Raw genomic sequence first — 19,519 nt, forward strand, 5'->3', positions numbered from 1 at the left:
CCTTCCAATGCGACGCAACCCGGCGCGACGACATGGCTGGCCGTCCTTCGGCGAGATGCCTATGCTGTCGACGATCCACAGGAGACGAGATGACCGCCGAACCGCAGGAGATCCGCAAGGGTCGCAAGTACGACCAGGTTCTGGACGGAGCCCGCGAAGTGTTTCTCATGGAGGGATTCGAAGGCGCCAGCGTCGATGACATCGCCCGTGCAGCGGGTGTGTCCAAGGCCACGCTCTACAGCTATTTTCCCGACAAGCGCCTGCTGTTTCTCGAAGTGGTGCGCAGCGAATGCAGGCGGCACGCCGACAACGCCATGGCCGAGATCCGCAGCTCCGGCCCGCCCGCCGAGGTGCTGGGCCGCGCGGCGCGACGCAAGATCGCCTTCTACACCTCGGATTTCGGGCTGCGGATGTTCCGGGTCTTCGTCGCCGAAAGCGCCCGGTTTCCCGATGTCGGCCGCGCTTTCTACAAGAGCGGCCCCGAGATGGGCCGCGCCCAGATGATGGAATATTTCGGGCAGGCGATGGAACGCGGCGAGCTGCAGATCGAGGATCTCGCGCTGGCCGCCGACCAGTTCCACGAGCTATGCCGCGCCGACCTGTTCTACCGCGCGATCCTCAGCGTCACCGAAAGCTTCACCCCCGAGGAATGCGACCGCGTGGCCGATGGCGCGGTAGCCACGTTCCTCGCCCGCTACGGCACCTAATCCTTGCGCCGCACCTGAAGCTGGTTGCCCTGCTTGCGGGTCTCGAAGCGCTTGAGATCGAGCACGAGGTCCGACAGCTTGCGCTTGCCATAGCTGCGCACGTCGAAATCGGGGTTGTCGGCGGTGATGTACTGACCGAGCGGCCCCAAGGGGTACCATTCGTCGTCATCCTGCTCGATCTTGTCCATCGCGCGCAGGATCAGCGGCACCGCCTCAAGCGGGGGCTTCTTGCCCGTGGGCGCGGCCGGTGCCTCGCCCTCGACCTGCGGTTGGTCCGGCTTGGGGGTGGACACGGGCTCGTCCATGATGTTCTCGATCATCACGAAGCGGTTGCAGACGTTGCGCAGGCTTTCCGGCGCCTTGGCCTCGCCGATGCCGATCACGTCGAGCCCCTGCTCGCGGATGCGGTTGGCCAGCGCGGTGAAATCGCTGTCGGACGAGACCAGCACGAAGCCGTCGAAGCGGCCCGTATGCAGGATGTCCATCGCATCGATGACAAGACCGATGTCGGAGGCGTTCTTGCCCTTGGTGTTGGCGGTTTCCTGATGCGCCACGAGGCCGAGGGCGCGCACGTTGTCGGCCCAGCCGCGCAGCCGCTCGGCCGACCAGTCGCCATAGACCCGGCGCAGGGCGGGCTCGCCGAAACTGGTGATCTCCTTGAGGATCGGTTTGGCAAAGCGGGCCGGGATGTTGTCGGCGTCGATCAGCACGGCGTAGAGCGGGCGGGTCTCGGGCATGTCGGGGCCTCCTGCGACGGGTTTCCCCGCCTGTCGCGCCCCCGGAGCCCGGCGTCAAGCCGGACCCCGGGGGCAAGGATCAGTAGACCACCACCGAACGGATGCTTTCGCCCGCATGCATGAGGTCGAAGCCCTTGTTGATCTCGTCGAGCTTGAGCTGATGCGTGATCATCGGGTCGATCTCGATCTTTCCCTCCATGTACCAGTCCACGATCTTGGGCACGTCGGTCCGCCCGCGCGCGCCGCCAAAGGCCGTGCCCTTCCAGGTGCGCCCGGTGACAAGCTGGAACGGCCGGGTCGAGATCTCGGCCCCCGCGGGCGCGACGCCGATCACCACCGAGACACCCCAGCCGCGATGCGACGATTCGAGCGCCTGGCGCATCACCGTGACATTGCCGGTGCAATCGAAGGTGTAATCCGCGCCGCCGATCAGGTCGCCGCGCCGCTTGGTCATGTTCACCAGATGCGAGACGATGTCACCGTCGATCTCCTTGGGGTTCACGAAATGGGTCATGCCGAAGCGCTCGCCCCATTCCTTGCGGTCATTGTTGATGTCGACGCCGATGATCATGTCGGCACCCGCAAGCCTGAGCCCCTGGAGCACGTTGAGGCCGATGCCGCCCAGCCCGAACACCACCGCCGTGGAGCCGATCTCGACCTGCGCGGTGTTGATCACCGCACCGACGCCGGTGGTGACGCCGCAGCCGATGTAGCAGATCTTGTCGAAGGGCGCGTCCTCGCGCACCTTGGCGAGCGCGATCTCGGGCAGGACCGTGTGGTTGGCGAAGGTTGAGCAGCCCATGTAATGCAGGATCGGGTCGCCATCGAGCGTCGAGAAGCGCGAAGTGCCGTCGGGCATCAGCCCTTGGCCTTGGGTGCCCCGAATCGAGGTGCACAGATTGGTCTTCTGGCTCAGGCAGGAGGGGCACTGGCGGCATTCGGGGGTGTAGAGCGGGATCACGTGATCGCCGGGCTTGAGCGAGGTGACGCCCGCGCCGACCTCGACCACCACGCCCGCGCCCTCATGGCCCAAGATCGCGGGGAACAGCCCTTCAGGATCGGCGCCCGACAGGGTGAATTCGTCGGTGTGGCAGATGCCGGTGGCCTTGATCTCGAGGAGGACCTCGCCCGCCTTCGGGCCTTCGAGGTTGACCTCCATGATCTCGAGCGGCTTTCCGGCCTGAACGGCGACGGCGGCACGTGTGCGCATGGGATGATCTCCGTTTTGGGGCGCGCCGCACTCCGGCGCGCTTTGGCGGGCAGGGTCGCGGAAACCGGCACGGAGATCAATGGCGCAGCCTCTTGTGCCGTCGCGCGCGACGGGTCAGGGTCCGGATCATGCGATACCTCATCCTGCCCCTTCTTCTGGCCGCCTGCGCGCCCTTGGCGCAGCCCCCCGGCCCCACGCCCCCGCCGGCGTCCAGCCCCGCCGATCCGGGCCGCTGCGGCGCGGCCGAGCGGCAGCGGCTCCTCGGCGCGCCGGTCACGGCACTGGAGCGCGAGCTGATCCTTGGACAGGTGCGGGTGATCCGCCCCGATGATCTGGTGACGATGGATTTCCGCGAGGATCGGATCAATTTCGAGATCGACGCTTCGGAGAGGATCGCGCGGATCTATTGCGGCTGATCCCATCGGGCCGGGAGGGGGCCGAATAGGGCCAGACCGGCATTCCGAACGGAATCCGGCCCGGACGCGGTCATGCCGCGCCCGGGCCGTAGAAGTTCGCGAACAGGCCCCGCCCCGTCGTGGATCAGGTGGGGGCTTTTATCACCGCGATGAGGCGGGTTGCCTGCCGCTGAACCCATTGTGACAGCGAGTCGCGGCGCGGATGCGGTCGGGCGCGGCCAATGCGGCGACGTTTTCGCGGCATTCGCGTGGCGCGGGCGTCGGCAAAGCCCCCGAGCCTTGAAATGCCGCCCCGCGCGCGTAACTCTGAAGACATGACGCTTCAGCCCCCCACGCCGTTTCCGGGCCGCCTGCCCGAGCAGGTCGCCTTCCATCGCACAGAGTTGGGGCCGATCCTGTCGGTCTATGGGCGCATGGTCGCCGCTGGCGAATGGCGCGACTACGCGATCTCCTCCTTGCGCGACATGGCCGTGTTCTCGGTGTTTCGCCGCACCGCCGAGACGCCGCTCTATCGCATCGAGAAACGCCCCAAGCTGCGGCAGCGGCAGGGGCAGTTTGCGGTATTCGGCCCCGAAGGGCAGGTGCTGCGGCGCGGCGACGACCTCGCGCAGGTGCTCAAGGTCTTTGACGCGCGCCGCTTCAGGGTGATCGAGTGAGCGTCACAGCCTGCGGCGATGCGTCACCGGCCCGCCGCCCTGCGCCTCGATTCTGAGCACCGCCTTTTTCGCATCCTCGTAGGTCACGGCCATGGCGTGCCCGTTGGCGTGGATGATGGTGTCGGGGTCCACGAGCATCGCCACATGCCCCTTCCAGAACCACAGGTCACCGCGTTGCGGCGGCTCGTTCGCGGCATCGCGACCTAGGCCCTGCTGCAGGTCGCTGTCGCCCGGACAGGCCACGCCGCAGGCCAGCAGCGCCGCCTGCACCAGCCCGGAGCAATCGATGCCGAGCCGCGAATTGCCCCCCCACAGATAGGGCGTGCCGAAGAACATCTGCGCCACCGTCACCGGGTCCGAGAAGGGGCGGTCGATCTCGCGCAGATGCTTCTTGGGAATGAAACCCTCGGGCGTCTCGAACAGGGCCTTCAGCTCGTGCAGCACGGTGATCCGGCTGCCGAAGCTCAGATGCGCGAGGTCGCGCGACTTGATGCTCTCCTCGGCATAGAGATGGGTGGCCGGGGTGGCGACGATGTGGGTCGCGGCACGCGGCGCACCGAGGCCCGCCTCATTGACATAGCCGCAATAGCCGTCGCGCGCGGCGCGGATGAAGGCCCGGCCATCGCGCCGCTCGAACAAATCGACGCCCTCGCCCATGAGAAGCTGCCGGTCGCGCGCCTCGTCCGGCGCAGCCAGCAGGTCGAGTACCGACCGCGTCACCCGCGCGCCTTCGCCCGACACGTAACGCTCGGCCGTGATCTTGCCCGCCAGCTCCAGCGCGGCGACGCGGCCATTGGCCGGGGTCAGGCGGCGATCCATGGCACTCACTCCAGATCCAGCAGCTCGGGCATCGCCTCCAGCAGCGCCCGCGCGCCCATGCCGACGCCGCCCTTGGGCCGCGCCGGGGCGGGTTTGGCGTTCCAGCCATAGATGTCGAAATGCACGTAGCGCGTGCCCTCGGCAAAGCGGCGCAGGAACAGTGCCGCCGTGATCGACCCTGCCATGCCGCCTGATGGCGCGTTGTCGAGATCGGCGATGCCTGGCTCGATCATCGGCTCGTAGGGGGCGTGGAACGGCATGCGCCAGACCGGGTCGGCCACCCGCGCCGCCGCCCGCCCGATCGCTGCCGCGTCGGCATCGGCATCCGTGTAGAACGGCGAGAGGTCGGGGCCCACCGCCACCCGCGCCGCGCCGGTGAGCGTCGCCATGGAGATCATCAGATCGGGGCTTTCCTCGGCCCCCAGCGCCAGCGCGTCGGCCAGCACCAGCCGGCCTTCGGCGTCGGTGTTGTTGTTCTCGACCGTGAGCCCCTTGCGGGAGGCGAGGATGTCGCCGGGACGGAACGCAGTGGCCGAAACCGAGTTCTCGACCGCCGGGATCAGCACGCGCAGCCGGATCTTCAGCCCCAGCGCCATGATCATCTGCGCCAGCCCCAGCACCGTCGCCGCGCCGCCCATGTCCTTCTTCATCAGCCCCATGGAGGCGCCGGGCTTGAGGTTGAGCCCGCCGGTGTCGAAGCACACCCCCTTGCCCACCAGCGTCAGCTCGGGCCCTGATCGCCCCAGCGCAGATCGACGAGACGCGGCGCGCGGTCGGCAGCGGCGGCGCGGCCGACCGTATGGATCAGCGGCAGGTTGCCCGCCAGAAGCTCATCTCCCTTCGTCACGGTCATGCGCGCGCCAAAACGTTCGGCCAGATCGGCGGCGGCGGCTTCGAGATCGGTGGGCCCCATGTCGGAGGCCGGCGTGTTGATCAGGTCGCGGGTCAGCGCCTCGCCCGCCGCGATGATGCGCAGCCGTTCGGCATCGACGCCCTTCGGCGCCACCAGCCGCGCTTGGCCGTGCTCTGGCTGGCATAGCGGTCGAAGCGGTAGCTCTCCAGAAGCCAGCCCAGCGCGGTCTCGTGCGCGAGGTCAGGATCAGTGGCTGGGTCGAGCGCATAGGTGCCCTCCGGCAGCTTCGATGCGGCGGAGGCGGCGATGAAACGTCCGCGCGCGCGAGCCTTGTCGTCGCCCAGGCCCACCAGCGCGCCCCAAAGCCCGCCGGAGGCGTCGGGCAGCGCCAGCACCGCACCCGGCCCGGCCCTGAACCCCTGCGCCCGCGCCCAGGCCTGCGCGACCTGCGGCAGATCGCCGAGCGCGGCGTCGAGGCCGTCTGGCGTCACGAGGCGCAAGGTTAGGGCATCGGTGCCGGGGGCGGCGAAATCGGGTGTCGGCATGGCTGTGGCTCCTCGGGGCGGGCGTCGGGGCGGGCGATCTCCGCACGCATCGGGGCGAGACTAGCCGCCGCCGCCGCCGCCGCAACCCGGATCGCGCGTCAGCCCGAGCGGCGAAGCGCGCCCAGCGCCCCGGCGCCGCAACGCCCCAGCCGCGCCACCGTCGCCCCGAGCGCCGCCGCGTCGCCACGCTTGGCGCAATCCTCGACGCTGGCCGCGACCCGCGCCATCTCCGACAAGCCGAGCCGCGTGGCCAATCGGCGCAGACCGCGCGCATCGGCGCGCAGCCGCCCGAAGGCGCAGGCCGACAGATGTGCCTCGAGCCGGGTCAGCCGGGCCGAAAGCTCGGCCGAGGGAGGCACGCCGCGCCGATGCGCCGCGCCCAGCATGGTGAGCAGGCGGGCCCGCAGCAACGCCTCGGCGGGCGGCTCGGGAAGCGGCATCATCGGCACGATGGCCTGCGGATCGGGGCATGTGTCAGCAAAGGTCATGACCGCATCTTTCGCCTCGATAGGTTCCGAAACCGTTGCGCTCGCACCGAGATATGTCTCGAATCTTCTCACAATTCCGCTTATCTGCGGCGGGACGACGCATGGAGAGCCACATGACCATCGCCAGACCCCTCCCCGACTATCTCGTAAAGCGCTATCACGGCTGGAAGGCCACCTCCTACGCGGAGAACAGCGCCTGGTACCGCAAGCTTGCCGATGATGGCCAGCATCCGCGCGCCATGGTGATCTCGTGCTGCGACAGCCGGGTGCATGTCACCTCGATCTTCGGCGCCGATCCGGGCGAATTCTTCATTCACCGCAACATCGCCAACCTCGTGCCGCCCTATGCCCCCGACGGCAATCAGCACGGCACCTCGGCGGCGATCGAATACGCGGTGACCGCGCTCAAGGTGCCGCATCTCATCGTGATCGGCCATTCGAGCTGCGGCGGCGTGCGCGGCTGCTTCGACATGTGCGAGGGCCACGCCCCGGCGCTCGAGGAGAAGTCGAGCTTCGTCGGCCGCTGGATGGACCTACTGCGCCCCGGCTATGCGCGGCTGCCCGAGGGCACCGAAGCCGAGCGCGTCGCGGCGCTGGAAAAGCAGGCGGTGCTGGTCTCGCTCGAGAACCTGATGAGCTTTCCCTACGTGAAGGAGGCGGTCGAGGAGGGCAAGCTGACGCTGCACGGGCTCTGGACCGACATCGGCGCAGGCGGGCTCGAATGCTACGATTCCGATCGCGGCGATTTCGTCCCGGTCTGATCTCTTTCCGATCTGGGCCGCGTCAGCCGGAACACCGGTTGCGCGGCAAAGATCACCAGCATGATCCGCACCAGATGCAGGACCGAAACATAGGCCACGTCCTGCCCCATCGCCAAAGCCAGCAGGCTCATCTCGGTGAGCCCGCCGGGTGAATACCCCAGAAAGCTGAGCGATAGCGGCAGGCCGGTGATCGCGGTAAGACCTGTGGCGAAGGCCACCGCCACCGCGATCATCGCCACCGACGACAACGCGCCGAGCGACAGGTCGCGTCCGATCTGCCGGGCGCTGACCCCGATGAAGCGGCAGCCGATCACCGTGCCGATCACCAGCTGTGCCACGACGATCAGAAACCCCGGCGGCGCCACGGTGACGAGCCCGGCGAGATGCAGCGCGCCGCTGAGCAGCATCGGTCCGGTGATCTGCGGCGCGGGCAGGCGCAGCGCGCCGCCCAGCGGTACGCCCGCTACCGCCGCGGCTCCCAGAAGCGTCCAGTCGAGCAGCGACAGCGCCGAGGCCGCGGTGCCGCGCGCCACCTCGCCCGAGCTGACATCGAGCGCGTAGCCATAGAACAGCACCACGAAGAGGATGACGAGCAGCACCCGCGCGGCATGGGCCAGCGCGATGCGCTTTTCGTTGCCGCCCGCCGCGCCGCCGAGGATCAGCATGTCGTTGAGCCCGCCCGGCATCGCCGAGAAGAATGCGGTGACCGGGTCGTAGCGCCCGATCCGGCGATAGACCGCGTAGGAAACCAGCGCCGTCACGGCGAGGAACGGCAGCAAAAGCGCGAAGCTCGCGGCGTAGCGCGACGCGGCGGAGAACATCTCGGGCCGCATCGCCGAGCCGAGCATCACCCCGATCACCGGGATCACCAGCGGGCGAAGCCGGTCCGGTCCGCGCACCGGAAGCGCGAGTACCGCCGCCAGCGTGTTGCCAATCATCGGCCCCAGCATCCAAGGCAGCGGCATGCCCGCGACGCTGGCGAGCCAGCCCGACAGCGCACCGATGACCAAGGCGAAGACGGCGCGGCGCCCCGGCACGAGGCCGCGCAGATACATGACGACATCATCCATACCGCCTGCTTAACGTCGCGGCGGGTGGAGGTGTAGGGGGATCAGCGGTGCAATTGGCGCTGCCGCTCGGCATATCGCGCGCGATCGGCGTCGCTCCGCTCGTCGATGCAGCCGGGGCAGGAGATGCCCTCCACATAGGCCGGGTCCTGCATCGCCCGCGGCGAGACCGGCATCCGACAGGCGCGGCACAGCACGTGGGAGCCGGGCTCCAACCCATGCCCCACCGCGACCCGCTCGTCGAAGACGAAGCATTCGCCGCGCCACAGGCTCTGCTCGGCGGGCACTTCTTCGAGGTATTTCAGGATGCCGCCCTTGAGGTGAAAGACATCCTCCACCCCTTGCGCCTTGAGAAACGAGGTCGATTTCTCGCAGCGGATGCCGCCCGTGCAGAACATGGCGATGCGCTTGCCCGCCAGCGCCTCTCGGTTGGCCTCCCACCAGTCGGGAAACTCACGAAAGCTCGCGGTGCCGGGATCCACAGCGCCCTCGAAGCTGCCCACTGCGACCTCATAGCCGTTGCGGGTGTCGATCACCGCGACATCGGGGGCTGAGATCAGTGCGTTCCACTCGGCGGGATCGACATGGGTGCCGACCTGCCCCAACGGATCGACGCCGGGTTGGCCCATGGTGACGATCTCGCGCTTGAGCCGGACCTTGAGACGGCGGAAGGGCGCGGCCTCGGCGGTGCTCTCCTTCCATTCCAGCCCGGCGAATCCAGGCCAGCCGCGCAGATGCGCGATGAGATCGAGGATCGCGTCGCGGTCTTCGGCGGCGACGGTGCCGTTGACCCCCTCGTGGGCGAGGATCAGCGTGCCGCGAATCCCGCGCTCGGCGCAGAAATCGAACAGCGCCGCACGATGCGTGTCGGCATCCGCGAGCGGGGCGAAGTGATACAGGGCGGCGACGGTGAACATGGCGCGAGGGCTTAGGCCGCAAGCCCGGCAGGCGCAAGACACCCGCCCATCGGGGCACGGGCCTTGGCTACTTTTCTCCGAAAATACTGATTCCGGGGCCGCGGCCCGGCGCATCGCTTTAAATGAGGCGCAGCCCCGCCCCCTTGACCATCCGCCCGACCACCGCCGCCGGGTAGCCCGCGGCCCGCAACTCCGCCAGCAGCCGCTCGGCGTCCTGTTCGGCAACAGCGGCGAGCAGCCCACCCGCCGTCTGCGGGTCGAACATCAGATCGGTGCGCGGCCCGCCCGCGCCCGTGATCACCGCACCTGCCCCAGACAGGTTGTCGGCAAACAGTGTCGAGCGCGTGCCCGCCTCGGCCAGGTCCAGCGCGCCCGGCATCAAGGGCACGTCGGCCACACGCAACTCGGCGCCGCAGCCCGACGCCTCGCAGATGCCTGACAGATGCCCCGCGAGGCCGAAGCCGGTCACGTCGGTCATCGCTTGCGCGCCCTTCAGGATCGCAGAGGCGCGTCCCTGGTCCTGCCGCATCGCGTCCCAAGCCTCCGCCACGGCCCGGCCCGGCGCCGCGCGCGCCATCTCGGCGGCCATGATCGTGCCCGAGCCGATCGGCTTGGTGAGGATCAGCACCGCGCCGGGCCTGGCCCCGCCGAGCGTCACGGGATCATCCTCGCAGATCCCCGTCACGGTGAAGCCCACCGTCAGTTCGGAGCCGAGCGAGCTGTGACCGCCAAGGATATGCGCACCCGCCGCGTCCATCACCTCGCGCGCCGCGCCCATGATCTCGACCATGGTCCGGCGCTGCATCTCGGCGCTCATGCGCGGCAGGATCAGGCTCACCGTCGCGGCCTGCGGCTTGGCGCCCATGGCCCAGATATCGCCAAGCGCGTGGATCGCCGCGATGCGGGTCATCAGGTCGGGGTCCTCGACGAAGCTGCGCAGATGGTCGGTCGAGATCACCTGCCGCAGGCCGCCGGTGACGATGAGGCCGGCGTCGTCGCCGGGCAGTGGCAGCACGTCGGCACGGGTGCGCGTGGGCAGCCCCGCCAGCGCCTCGCCCAGCGCGCCGCGCCCGACCTTGGCGCCGCAACCGCCGCACATCGGCTTGTCCCCCAGCGCTTCGACCACGCCCTCGGCCAACGGCTCGGGCAGCTTGGGCGTCGCCATCTCGGGCAGATCCGAGAGCTTGCCCATGAAGCGCCGGTCGATTCGGTCCTTCCAGCGCCACAAAAGCGGATGGGCCACCGCGCGGCCCCATTTCTCGGCCATGGCCGATTTGCCGCCCAGCGAGACGAGCTTGAGGTAATCCTCCTGCGGGCAATAGTCGCGCATCGCGCCACCCGACAGCGCCGCGCGCAGATTGTCGAAGAGCACCGGCGCCTGCCGTACCGCGAAGACCCCGGCCTTGGAGCGGGGCGTCTCGGTCATGTGGGCGCAATCGCCCACCGCGAAGACGTGCCGCGCGCTGGTTTCCAGCGTCGGCGCGACATCGACGAAGCCATCCGTGGTCGCCAGCCCGGTATCGGCGAGCCAGACCTGCGGCCGCGCCCCCGCCGCGCCGATGGTGAAGTCCGAAGCCACCTCGCGCCCGTCGTCGAGCAGCACGCGGTCGGCCTCGATCCGCGCCACCCCGGCCGCTTCGATCGCCGTGACCCCGAGCGCGCTCATCCGGGTCCGGACGATCCGGCGGGCGCTGTCCGAGGCCCCGGCCAACAGCCTGTCCTTGTCGATCACCGTCACGGTCGCGGCGCGGTGGCGCAGCCCATGCGCCGCCGCCATCGCCAGCTCGGCCCCCGCCACGCCGCCGCCGATCACCGCGACGCGCGCCGGGCCTTCGCCCGCGCGGAATTCCCCCCAGGCGCGGGCGAGCAGGCCCAGCGGCTTGGCCGGGACGCCGTGTTCGGCAAAACCCTCGACCTGCGGCATCCGGCTGGTCACGCCGACATCGAGCGAGGCCGCGTCGAAGCCGATGCGCCGCGCGCCCACGATTACCTCGCGCAGCGCAAGGTCGATCGCCTCCGCCCGCCCGAGGATCAGCCGCGCACCGGCAAAGCGCGCCAGCCGCACGAGGTCGATCTGCAGGATGTCGGCGTCGTAATGGCCAGCGACATGGCCCGGCAGCATCCCCGAATAGGCGGTGAGCGGGCCGGGATCGATCAGCGTGACACGCACGCCGGGCAGTGGATTCATGCCCCAGCGCTTCAGCACCAGCGCGTGGGAGTGACCGCCGCCGATGAGCACGAGGTCGCGGGTCAGGGGGATGAGAGGCGTCATGCGCGCAGACCTATCGCGGCGCCGCGCGCCGTGCCAGTGGAAGCCACGGTCACGGCACCAGCCAACTGCCCTGCCAGCCCTCCTCTCGCTCGAACCGCGCGCGACGATGGATGTCACCGATATGCAGCGCCTCGATCCGCAGGATCCGCGCGCGCAGCACGGCAAAGCGCGCCGGGCGTGGATTGGGATGCCATGCATCGGCGGCGGCGATCGGCGTGCCGGGCGGCGGCACCGTGCCGTATTGGCTGCGCGCGGCTTCCGGGACCTGCTCCCACAGCGCCTTTTCCTGCTCATGCGGCAGGCGGATCACATGCGCGCGCATCCGCACCTGAAGCGACGCCTCCGCATCCCAGAACTGCAGCATGGCGCGCGGCCCGTCGGTAAGCTGCAGCACCTTGGCCGCGTCGGCGTCGGAATGCACGTCGAGCGTCCAGTCCCCGGCGTCGAAGCCGCGCAGCACCATGCTGCGCGCCGAGGGCCAGCCTTGGGCGTCGCGCGTGGCCAGCACCGGCAGCCGCGACGCCGCGTCCTTGTCCGTCAGCCCCGCCATGATGCGCACGCGCACCAGATCCAGCAGCCCCGCAAGCGTCGTGATGTCACTCATAACCCGTTATCTCCAGATACCCTTTGCCCTCATGGCTTCCCGAGACCGTCACCGGCCCTTCCCAATAGGGCGGCGACAGCGCGTTCCACGCGGCCGCGTTCAACGCCTCGACCTCGACCGAGACGCTCTCCTCGGGCAGCCGCACCGCCCAGCGCACCGGCACCTGCGCCCCGTCGGTCCGCGCCGTCTCCAGCGGCTCGGCCTCGAACGCGCCGACATAGGGCGTCGTCGTCCCGTCGGCCGCGATCCAGCTGGCGTAACTGTAACCCGCCGCGTCGTTTTCGCGAAGCTGGAAGCCCATCAGCTTGGTACCGTCCTCGAAGGAGAGCGAAAACCAGTCCCAACCGGTCTGCCGGTCCGAGAGCGGCTGCGAGGACCATTCATGGTCGAACCATGCCGTGCCCGTGACCTCGACCGGCCCCTCGGGCAGCGTCAGGCGACCGGCGACATCGAAGAAGGGCTGCGAATAGTAATAGCTCGCCTGCCCCTCGCCCGACTTGACCGAGAACCCGTCCTCGCCATGCCGCACCAGCGGCCCCTGCGCGGTGAGGGTCATGTCGTAGGCGAAGGCCGGGCCGGAGGCGGCAAGCTCCAGCGCGTCGAAATCCGGCCCCGCCATGCGCCAGTCATCGATCCATGCCGCGAAGGGGGTGGGCGTCACCCCCGCCTGCCCGATGCCGCCCCGCGCGAGGCGCTGGGTGAACAGGTGATCATCGGGCGTGGTGACGGCGGCGTGGCCGAGCCATATCTGCGGGCTGTCCCATCCCGCCGCCTCGCGCGGGGCGAGCGCCGAGCGGAACAGCGTCCATTGCAGCCCGTAGGGCGTGCCGTCGGGGCCGGTGAGGTTGGCAGTGACATACCACCATTCGATGCGAAAATCGGGATGCGCGCCGTGATCGGCGGGAAAGGTCAGGACATGCCCCCGCGCGGGCAGGCCGAACCCGTCCGCCTCGCCCCCCAGACCGGCAAAGCCCTGCGCCTGCGCGAGGCCGGGCAGGCACGACAACAACAGCAGGATCCTAGCGTTCACTGGCAAACACTCCCAGAAGGGCGGCGGGCGGGGTGCGCGCCAGCCGGATCGCGGGCCACAACGCCGCAAGCGCTGCGGCGAGCAGCGCAAAGAGGCCGAGCTGCGCATAGGCCGCCGGAAACAGGGCCATCGGCAGCCGCCAGCCGAAAGCCGCGACGTTGACCACCGACAAAAGCACCCAAGCCAGCGCCAGCCCCACGGGCAGCGCCACCAGCGTCGTCAGCGCCGCCAGAAGCACCGCGCGCAGCATCTCCAGCGCCGCGAGGCGGCGGCGCGTCAGCCCCAGTGCCCAGACCGGAGCCAGCTGCGGCAGCCTGAGCGCCGCCAGCGTCAGGAGCGACATCAGGATCGCGAAGCCCGCCACCGCCAGCGTCAGCACGTTGAGCGCCGCCGTCACCGCGAAGGTGCGCTCGAACACCTGCAGTGAAAACCGCTTGAGCGCCGCCTGATCGGTGATCGCGGCTTCGGCCACGCCCTCGGCGATGAGAGCGGCGCGGATGCGAGGCACTTCGTCCGGATCGAGCCGCAGACCAAAGCGGCGCGGCACGATTTCGGGATGCAGCTCCGCGAACAGCGCCTCGGTGACGATCACCTGCCCCACCGGGTTGCCGTAGTCGCCATAGATGCCCAGCACCGGCAGCTCGGCTCGGGGGCCGAGCGACACCGCATCGCCCAAGCCCAGACCGGCACGGCGGGAAAGTTGCTCGTTGATGAGCACGCCTTCGCGCGCGGCGAGGCGCACCCACGGCGTCTCGACCGACTGCAGGAAGCGCCAGTTCTCGGGATAGGTCGGATCGGGCCGCGCGAGGTTCAGCTCGGCGGGCAGCCCGGCGACCTCGATCTCCACCGAGGCCAGCGGCAGCACCGAGCGCACGCGCGGCGCTAGAAATGCCTCGACCGTGCGGGCCTGCGCATCATCCGCTGTCTCGATATAGAGTTCGGGCGCGAGGCGCTGGTCGAGAAAGCCGGTGAAGGTCTGGCGGAAGGAGCCCACCATGGTCGAGACGCCGATATTGGCGGCCATCGCCAGCAACAGTGCCATGAGCGCCAGTGACAAGCCCGGAAGCTGCTGGCGCGTGTCGGCCCAGAACCACTGCGCCAACGCGCCGCGCGCCAGCCGCGCCGCCGCCGCCAGCACCGCCCCCAAGAGCAAGGGCAGCGCCAGCGCCGCACCGACGAGGCCCGCGCCCAAGGTGCCGAAGCCCGCGACCAGCCCGTCGCCCCAAAGCGCCAGCGCGGACGCGACGCCGATCAGCCCCAGCGCCAGCGCGCCCTGCCAGCGGGCGCTGCGCGCATCCGCCATCGCCCAAGCCCGTCTGCCACCCGCCGCCAGCAGCGGCATCGTCGCGATGCGCCACAGCGCCGCCCCCGCCGCCAGCGCCGTGCCCAGCACCGCGATGCCCAGCCCCGACAGCCACCAGACCGGGCGGAAGGTCAGCCCGCCCGCCACCTCGGCCCCGTAGAGGCCGCGCAGCGTCGCCGCCACGTCGGGCAGAAGGCTCGCCGCCAGCAGCCAGCCCAAGCCGACGCCGATCGTGCCCGCCACGAGCGCGATCCCGGTCAGTTCAGCCACCATCAGCGCCACCAGCCGCCCCAGCGGCACGCCCAGCGCCCGCATCGTGCGCAGCACCGGGCGGCGCTGTTCAAAGGCAAGGCCCACCGCGCCATGCACGATGAAGATACCCACCGCGAAGCACAGAAGGCCGAAGGCGGTGAGGTTGAGATGAAAGCTGTCGGTGAGCCTGCCGATTTCGGAGCCGTCCTGCGCCAAGCGCAGCGCGAGGTCTGGGGCGATCTCGGCCAGATCGGCGCGGCCCAGAGGCTGCTCCGGCGCGACCAGAAGCGCATCGACCCCGTCGCGCTCCAGCAGCCGCTGCGCCACCGAGATGTCCGTGAGGACCGTGCCCGGCGCCACGTCCGGCGCGACCACCCGCTCGGCGTCGAGCGCGGGCAGCGCGTCAAGCGCCTCGGCGCGGCCGAAGAGCTGCCCTACGCCGCTCAGAAACGCCGCGATATCGGCGTCCTCGGCCCCCGGCCCGATGCCGCCCGGTGCGGTCAGCGGTTCGATCCCGACGAGCCGGACCTCGCCCAGACGCCCCTGCACCACCGGGCTCACCTGCCAGCCCGCGCGGCGCAGCGCCACGTAGTCCGCAAGCGCGATCTCGCCGCCCGAGGCCGCTTCGATCCGCGCGTATCGCCCCTCGCCCAGCGTCGCGGCGGCGACGTCGTAGCTTGCGCGCGCCTCGGCGTTGATCGCCTGCACCCCCGACCACAGCCCCGTCGCCAAGGCCAGGCCGGCGATCAGGGTAAAGAGCTGCAACAGCGCGCGCCGCCAATGCGACAGCAGCGCCCAGAGCACCGTGCGGGTCACGCGATGCGCCCCGCGCGCAGATGCAGCCGCCGCCCCATCCGGGCCGCGTGATGCGTCGAGTGCGTGACCATCAACAGCGCCGCGCCGGTTTCGGCGACCAGTTCGAGCATCGTGTCCAGCACCGCCTCGGCGGTGGCCTCGTCGAGATTGCCGGTGGGCTCGTCGGCCAGCACGAGGCGCGGCCGCGCCGCAAGGGTGCGCGCGATGGCGGTGCGCTGCTGCTGGCCGCCCGAAAGCTGCTCGGGGTATTTCGCCAGATGCGGGCCGAGACCGAGACGCTCGGCCAGCGCGGCTGTCGCCGCGGCGTCGTGCCGCCCCGCGAGACGCGCCTGAAACGCGATGTTGTCGCCGACATTGAGCGAGGGGATCAGGTTGAACTGCTGGAACACCATTCCCACCGTGCCGCGCCTGAGCGCCGCGCGGCCGGAATCGTCGAGCGCCGTGACCTCCACCCCGTCCAGATCGAGGCGCCCCGCATCGGGCCGGTCCAGCCCGCCCACGAGATGCAGCAGCGTCGATTTGCCCGACCCGCTCTCACCGGTCAGCGCCATGCTCTCGCCCTCGTCGAGATCGAGGTCGATGCCGCGCAACACCGGCACCGGCGCGTCGGCGCCCGGAAAGCTTTTGCGGATATCTCTGAGTTTCAACAGCATCAGGCGAAGCTAGGCCATTCGGCAGGGCGGGAAACACCCGCGATGTCTCAGGTAGGGGGTCTTCCGGTCCGGCGGATTGCGGACGTAACGTCGCACGTCTCGCCCGCCCCCCTTGCGAAAGGGCGAAAAATTGGGCTTTTTGGACAAGGCCCATCGATGCCGGGCATCGAAAGACCGCCCGGATTCGAGGATACGCACCGATTTGACCCCCCATATGAGCCTGCGCCAGAGGTTGAGATCGGATCTCGCGCCCTGCCACGATCGGCTCGACCGCTTCTTTTCCGACATCGACCTGGCCACCCCGCCCGGTCTGTTGCTATTCCTGCGCGCGCATCGCGCCGCCTTTGCCACGATCCGGCCTGCGCCGGGCGGACGCACAGGCCAGCCCCTGCTCGACACGATGATCGCGGCGATCGACGCGGACCTGCGGCATCTGGGCACGGCTCCGCCGCCCCGCCTGACCTCCCTGACGCTGACCCATGCGGATGCGCAGGATTACGTCCTGCTCGGCTCCCGGCTCGGCAGTCAGGTGCTGCGGCGGCGCTGGCAGGCGGCGACCGACCCGCGCGTGCAGGGCGCGGGGGCCTATCTGTCGCTGCCGCCGCTGACCGACCGTTGGCGCGCGTTCTGCGATGCGGCGGGGGCATCGCCGGCCGATGGTACGCAAGCGGACGCCACGCTGACGCAATCGCGACAGTTGTTTGAACTCTTTCTGGCGGCGGGCCATGCTGCATGCCGCGACGCTGCCCCTCTAGTGAGCGAACGGACCGCCTGAATGACCGACATCGCGACCGACGCCACCGTAGAGCTCAGCAATTGCGATCGCGAGCAGATCCAGTTTCTGGGCCATGTGCAGCCTTATGGCTGCCTGATCGCCATCAGCGGCGACTGGGTGGTTCAGCACGTCTCGGCCAATATCGACGACATGCTCGGCCTCGACCCCGAGACCGCGATCGGCGCGCGGTTTCTCGACCTGTTTCCGCGCGAGGTGGTCCATCACCTGCGCGGGCGGATCCAGATCCTCAGTCAGGATTCGGGCGCAGCGCGGGTCTACGGGGTCGATCTGTTCGAGGACGGGCGCTATTTCGACGTCTCGGTGCATGCCTCGGGATCGAGCTACCTGTTCGAGTTCGAACCCAAGACCCAGCAGGCGATGCGCGATGAGATGTCGCTCGTGCAGCCGCTGATGGCCCGCGTGCGGCGCCGCCGCGAGATCCCCGCGATGGCGCGCGAGGCGGCGCGCGCGATGAAGGCACTGACCGGGTTCGACCGGGTCATGATCTACCAGTTCCAGCGCGACGACAGCGGAACCGTCATCGCCGAGGCCGCCCGTCCCGGCATGACGCCGTTCCTCGGGCTGCGATTTCCCGCCAGCGACATCCCGCGTCAGGCACGCGAGCTCTATGTCCGCAGCCCGATCCGGCTCATCATGGATGTGGACGCGGAACCGCAGCCGATCCTGCCCGCGTCCGGCCCCGAGGGCGCGCCGCTCGACCTGTCGATGTCGGTGACGCGGGCGGTGTCGCCGATCCATCTGGAATACCTGCGCAACATGGGCGTGGCCGCGTCGATGTCGGTCTCGATCCTGCGCGAGGGGCGGCTTTGGGGACTCATCGCCTGCCACCACGACACGCCGCATTACGTCGATTACGAGAAACGCTCGGCGGTGGAGTTGTTCACGCAGCTCTTCTCCTACGAGGTCGCCGCGGTCGAGACCGACGCCGAGCGCCAGCAGAGCCTGCAGGCGCGGATGCTGCATACGGGGCTGGTCGAGCACATGACCAACCCCAACGCCATCGGCGAGAACTTCGAGCATATCGCCCGCGCCATCGGCGAGGTGATCCCCTTCGACGGCATCACCATCTGGATCAACGACCGTTTCCATGCGCTGGGCTCCGCCCCCACGCGCGAGGAGTTCATGGGGCTCTTGCGCCACCTGCACGGCGTGGCGGCGGGCCGGGTCCATGCGACCGACCGGCTGATGGACCGCTACCTGGCCGCCGATGGTTTCGTCGAGCGCGCGGCGGGGCTGCTGTCGCTGCCGATCAGCCGGGGCCCGCGCGACTACATCGTGCTGTTCCGCCGCGAACAGGTGCAACAGGTCACATGGGCGGGCGATCCGGCCAAGCCCGCGCAGCCGGGGCCCAACGGCCTGCGGCTCACCCCGCGCAAGAGCTTCGAGGCGTGGACCGAGACGGTGCGCCACCAGAGCGCGCCATGGACCGAGAGCGAAATCGCCGCCGCCGAGACAATCCGCATCACCCTGCTCGAGGTGGTGCTCAAGATCGCCGATGATTCCATCGCCGAGCGCAAACGCGCGCAGGAGCGGCAGGAGCTGCTCATCGCCGAGCTGAACCACCGGGTGCGCAACATCCTCAACCTGATCCGGAGTCTCGTGTCGCAAAGCCGCTCGGGCGTCACCTCGGTGAGCGAATACACCCGCATCCTCGACGACCGGATTGACGCGCTGGCCCGCGCGCATGACCAGCTCACCAACTCGGACTGGGAGGCGGCCTCGCTCAGGGAGCTGATCGAAACCGAAGTCACCGCCTTCGTGGCCGAGCGCCGCGACCGGGTGCGGATCACCGGCGACGACGTACTGCTGGCGCCAGAGGCCTTTTCGACGCTGGCTCTGGTGGTGCACGAACTGGTGACCAACGCCGCGAAATACGGCGCGCTCAAGCATGAACACGGCACGGTGAACATCACCCTGACCCGGCGCGGAGACGACGGCCTCAAAATCGAATGGCGCGAGCGCGGCGGCGCGGCGGTGAAACCCCCGGAGGGCGCGGATTCGGCACAACGGTGATCGAACGCTCGATCCCGTTCGAACTGGGGGGCACGGCGGAGCTGCGTTTCGCGCTTACCGGCACGGAGGCGACATTCTCGGTACCGGCGCGCTTCGTATCGACCGCGCCCAAGCGCCCGGCCCCGGTGCAGACCCCGGGCGGTGCGGCTATGCCCGAAGTGCCGCCGGCGCGGCTTTCGGGGCGCGCCTGATCGTCGAGGACAACATGATCATCGCGATGGACGGGGCCGACATCCTGTCCGAGCTCGGCTGCGAGGAGGTCGCGACGGCAAGTGGCGTCGGCGAGGCGCTGCGGCTGATCGAGACGGGGCATTTCGACATCGCGCTGCTCGACGTGAATCTCGGGCACGAAACCTCGATGCCGGTGGCCGATGCGCTGCGGGCGCGCGGTGTGCCCTTCCTTCTGGCGACGGGTTACGGCGCGACAGACGGCATCGCCGAGAGCTATCCCGACGCGGTGATCCTCAAGAAACCTTACACGAAGCGCAGCGTGCAGACGAGTTTCACACTGCTTCTACGCGGTGAGGATCAGGCTGATGCCGAACCGGTCTGGACCTCGTCGTCCCGGCGGGGCAGTCTGCCGCCGGTATCATGAAGCGGGAGA

At 69.5% G+C, this 19,519-nt stretch carries 19 protein-coding genes and 1 pseudogene; 8 read left to right on the top strand and 12 right to left on the bottom strand.

Translation table 11 applies throughout. The annotated features are described in order from the left end of the window. Nucleotides 1-89 precede the first annotated feature (89 nt). On the top strand, nucleotides 90-707 hold the full coding sequence (locus tag MBELCI_RS01430) for a TetR/AcrR family transcriptional regulator (protein ID WP_021692349.1): 618 nt from the start codon (nucleotides 90-92) through the stop codon (nucleotides 705-707). Here the strand turns inward: MBELCI_RS01430 and MBELCI_RS01435 are convergent. After that, a complete protein-coding gene (locus MBELCI_RS01435) occupies nucleotides 704-1,444 on the bottom strand; it encodes an NYN domain-containing protein (protein ID WP_021692350.1) in 741 nt (246 codons plus the stop codon). The genes MBELCI_RS01430 and MBELCI_RS01435 overlap by 4 nt on opposite strands. 79 nt (nucleotides 1,445-1,523) lie before the next feature. Continuing rightward, on the bottom strand, nucleotides 1,524-2,654 hold the full coding sequence (locus tag MBELCI_RS01440; RefSeq protein ID WP_021692351.1) for an S-(hydroxymethyl)glutathione dehydrogenase/class III alcohol dehydrogenase: 1,131 nt from the start codon (nucleotides 2,652-2,654) through the stop codon (nucleotides 1,524-1,526). 128 nt (nucleotides 2,655-2,782) lie between these two features. Between MBELCI_RS01440 and MBELCI_RS01445 the strand changes: the two genes are divergently transcribed. Together MBELCI_RS01445 and MBELCI_RS01450 are read left to right on the top strand one after the other, a co-directional pair. Then, a complete protein-coding gene (locus MBELCI_RS01445; RefSeq protein WP_021692352.1) occupies nucleotides 2,783-3,070 on the top strand; it encodes an I78 family peptidase inhibitor in 288 nt (95 codons plus the stop codon). 314 nt (nucleotides 3,071-3,384) lie between these two features. Continuing rightward, nucleotides 3,385-3,726 (top strand): DUF2794 domain-containing protein, encoded by a 342-nt coding sequence (locus MBELCI_RS01450; RefSeq protein ID WP_021692353.1) that lies wholly within the window; start codon nucleotides 3,385-3,387, stop codon nucleotides 3,724-3,726. Between the two features lie 3 nt (nucleotides 3,727-3,729). Here MBELCI_RS01450 and MBELCI_RS01455 read toward each other — a convergent pair whose 3' ends face one another. The 3 genes and pseudogenes from MBELCI_RS01455 to MBELCI_RS01465 all read right to left on the bottom strand — a co-directional run bounded on the left by MBELCI_RS01455 (nucleotide 3,730) and on the right by MBELCI_RS01465 (nucleotide 6,431). Further along, nucleotides 3,730-4,545 carry a C40 family peptidase gene (locus tag MBELCI_RS01455; protein WP_021692354.1) on the bottom strand — a complete coding sequence of 272 codons (816 nt, stop codon included), beginning with the start codon at nucleotides 4,543-4,545 and terminating at the stop codon, nucleotides 3,730-3,732. A 5-nt stretch (nucleotides 4,546-4,550) separates the two neighbouring features. Beyond that, nucleotides 4,551-5,943: pseudogene (locus tag MBELCI_RS01460) on the bottom strand (leucyl aminopeptidase family protein). Between the two features lie 98 nt (nucleotides 5,944-6,041). Next, nucleotides 6,042-6,431 (bottom strand): hypothetical protein, encoded by a 390-nt coding sequence (locus MBELCI_RS01465; RefSeq protein WP_021692356.1) that lies wholly within the window; start codon nucleotides 6,429-6,431, stop codon nucleotides 6,042-6,044. Nucleotides 6,432-6,544: 113 nt separating this feature from the next. On the opposite strand from MBELCI_RS01465, the gene MBELCI_RS01470 reads away from it, so the two are divergent. Beyond that, entirely contained in the window at nucleotides 6,545-7,192 is a 648-nt protein-coding gene (locus MBELCI_RS01470) for a carbonic anhydrase (protein WP_045319554.1), read from the top strand. Here MBELCI_RS01470 and MBELCI_RS01475 read toward each other — a convergent pair. The 7 genes from MBELCI_RS01475 to MBELCI_RS01505 all read right to left on the bottom strand — a co-directional run bounded on the left by MBELCI_RS01475 (nucleotide 7,156) and on the right by MBELCI_RS01505 (nucleotide 16,106). Then, on the bottom strand, nucleotides 7,156-8,262 hold the full coding sequence (locus tag MBELCI_RS01475; RefSeq protein ID WP_021692358.1) for an AbrB family transcriptional regulator: 1,107 nt from the start codon (nucleotides 8,260-8,262) through the stop codon (nucleotides 7,156-7,158). The two genes, MBELCI_RS01470 and MBELCI_RS01475, sit on opposite strands and share 37 nt — an antisense overlap. Before the next feature lie 41 nt (nucleotides 8,263-8,303). After that, a complete protein-coding gene (trhO, locus tag MBELCI_RS01480) occupies nucleotides 8,304-9,176 on the bottom strand; it encodes an oxygen-dependent tRNA uridine(34) hydroxylase TrhO (RefSeq protein WP_021692359.1) in 873 nt (290 codons plus the stop codon). 118 nt (nucleotides 9,177-9,294) lie between these two features. Next, on the bottom strand, nucleotides 9,295-11,448 hold the full coding sequence (gene selD, locus MBELCI_RS01485; protein WP_021692360.1) for a selenide, water dikinase SelD: 2,154 nt from the start codon (nucleotides 11,446-11,448) through the stop codon (nucleotides 9,295-9,297). A gap of 49 nt (nucleotides 11,449-11,497) precedes the next feature. Further along, complete coding sequence (locus tag MBELCI_RS01490; protein WP_021692361.1) at nucleotides 11,498-12,052, bottom strand: pyridoxamine 5'-phosphate oxidase family protein; 555 nt, start codon at nucleotides 12,050-12,052, stop codon at nucleotides 11,498-11,500. After that, a complete protein-coding gene (locus MBELCI_RS01495) occupies nucleotides 12,045-13,082 on the bottom strand; it encodes a lipocalin-like domain-containing protein (RefSeq protein WP_045319556.1) in 1,038 nt (345 codons plus the stop codon). Before MBELCI_RS01495 ends, MBELCI_RS01490 begins: the two co-directional genes overlap by 8 nt. Further along, complete coding sequence (locus MBELCI_RS01500; RefSeq protein WP_021692363.1) at nucleotides 13,072-15,453, bottom strand: ABC transporter permease; 2,382 nt, start codon at nucleotides 15,451-15,453, stop codon at nucleotides 13,072-13,074. Before MBELCI_RS01500 ends, MBELCI_RS01495 begins: the two co-directional genes overlap by 11 nt. After that, nucleotides 15,450-16,106 (bottom strand): ABC transporter ATP-binding protein, encoded by a 657-nt coding sequence (locus tag MBELCI_RS01505; RefSeq protein WP_021692364.1) that lies wholly within the window; start codon nucleotides 16,104-16,106, stop codon nucleotides 15,450-15,452. The genes MBELCI_RS01500 and MBELCI_RS01505 overlap by 4 nt, the downstream gene beginning before the upstream one ends. 202 nt (nucleotides 16,107-16,308) lie before the next feature. On the opposite strand from MBELCI_RS01505, the gene MBELCI_RS19115 reads away from it, so the two are divergent. Genes MBELCI_RS19115 through MBELCI_RS21440 form a run of 4 tightly spaced genes read left to right on the top strand, consistent with a single transcriptional unit; the run spans nucleotide 16,309 to nucleotide 19,510 of the window. Beyond that, nucleotides 16,309-16,881, top strand: coding sequence for a heme oxygenase-like domain-containing protein (locus MBELCI_RS19115; RefSeq protein WP_145973708.1), 573 nt, complete (start codon nucleotides 16,309-16,311; stop codon nucleotides 16,879-16,881). Beyond that, nucleotides 16,882-18,915: an HWE histidine kinase domain-containing protein gene (locus tag MBELCI_RS01515; RefSeq protein ID WP_021692366.1), complete on the top strand. Its 2,034-nt coding sequence runs from the start codon at nucleotides 16,882-16,884 to the stop codon at nucleotides 18,913-18,915. After that, nucleotides 18,912-19,106 carry a hypothetical protein gene (locus MBELCI_RS21435; protein WP_021692367.1) on the top strand — a complete coding sequence of 65 codons (195 nt, stop codon included), beginning with the start codon at nucleotides 18,912-18,914 and terminating at the stop codon, nucleotides 19,104-19,106. Before MBELCI_RS01515 ends, MBELCI_RS21435 begins: the two co-directional genes overlap by 4 nt. Nucleotides 19,107-19,120: 14 nt before the next feature. Beyond that, nucleotides 19,121-19,510, top strand: a complete 390-nt coding sequence (locus tag MBELCI_RS21440) for a response regulator (protein ID WP_021692368.1) — start codon at nucleotides 19,121-19,123, stop codon at nucleotides 19,508-19,510. The last annotated feature ends 9 nt before the right edge of the window (nucleotides 19,511-19,519 follow it).

The sequence above is a fragment of the Limimaricola cinnabarinus LL-001 genome (assembly GCF_000466965.1).
GTDB lineage: Bacteria > Pseudomonadota > Alphaproteobacteria > Rhodobacterales > Rhodobacteraceae > Limimaricola > Limimaricola cinnabarinus.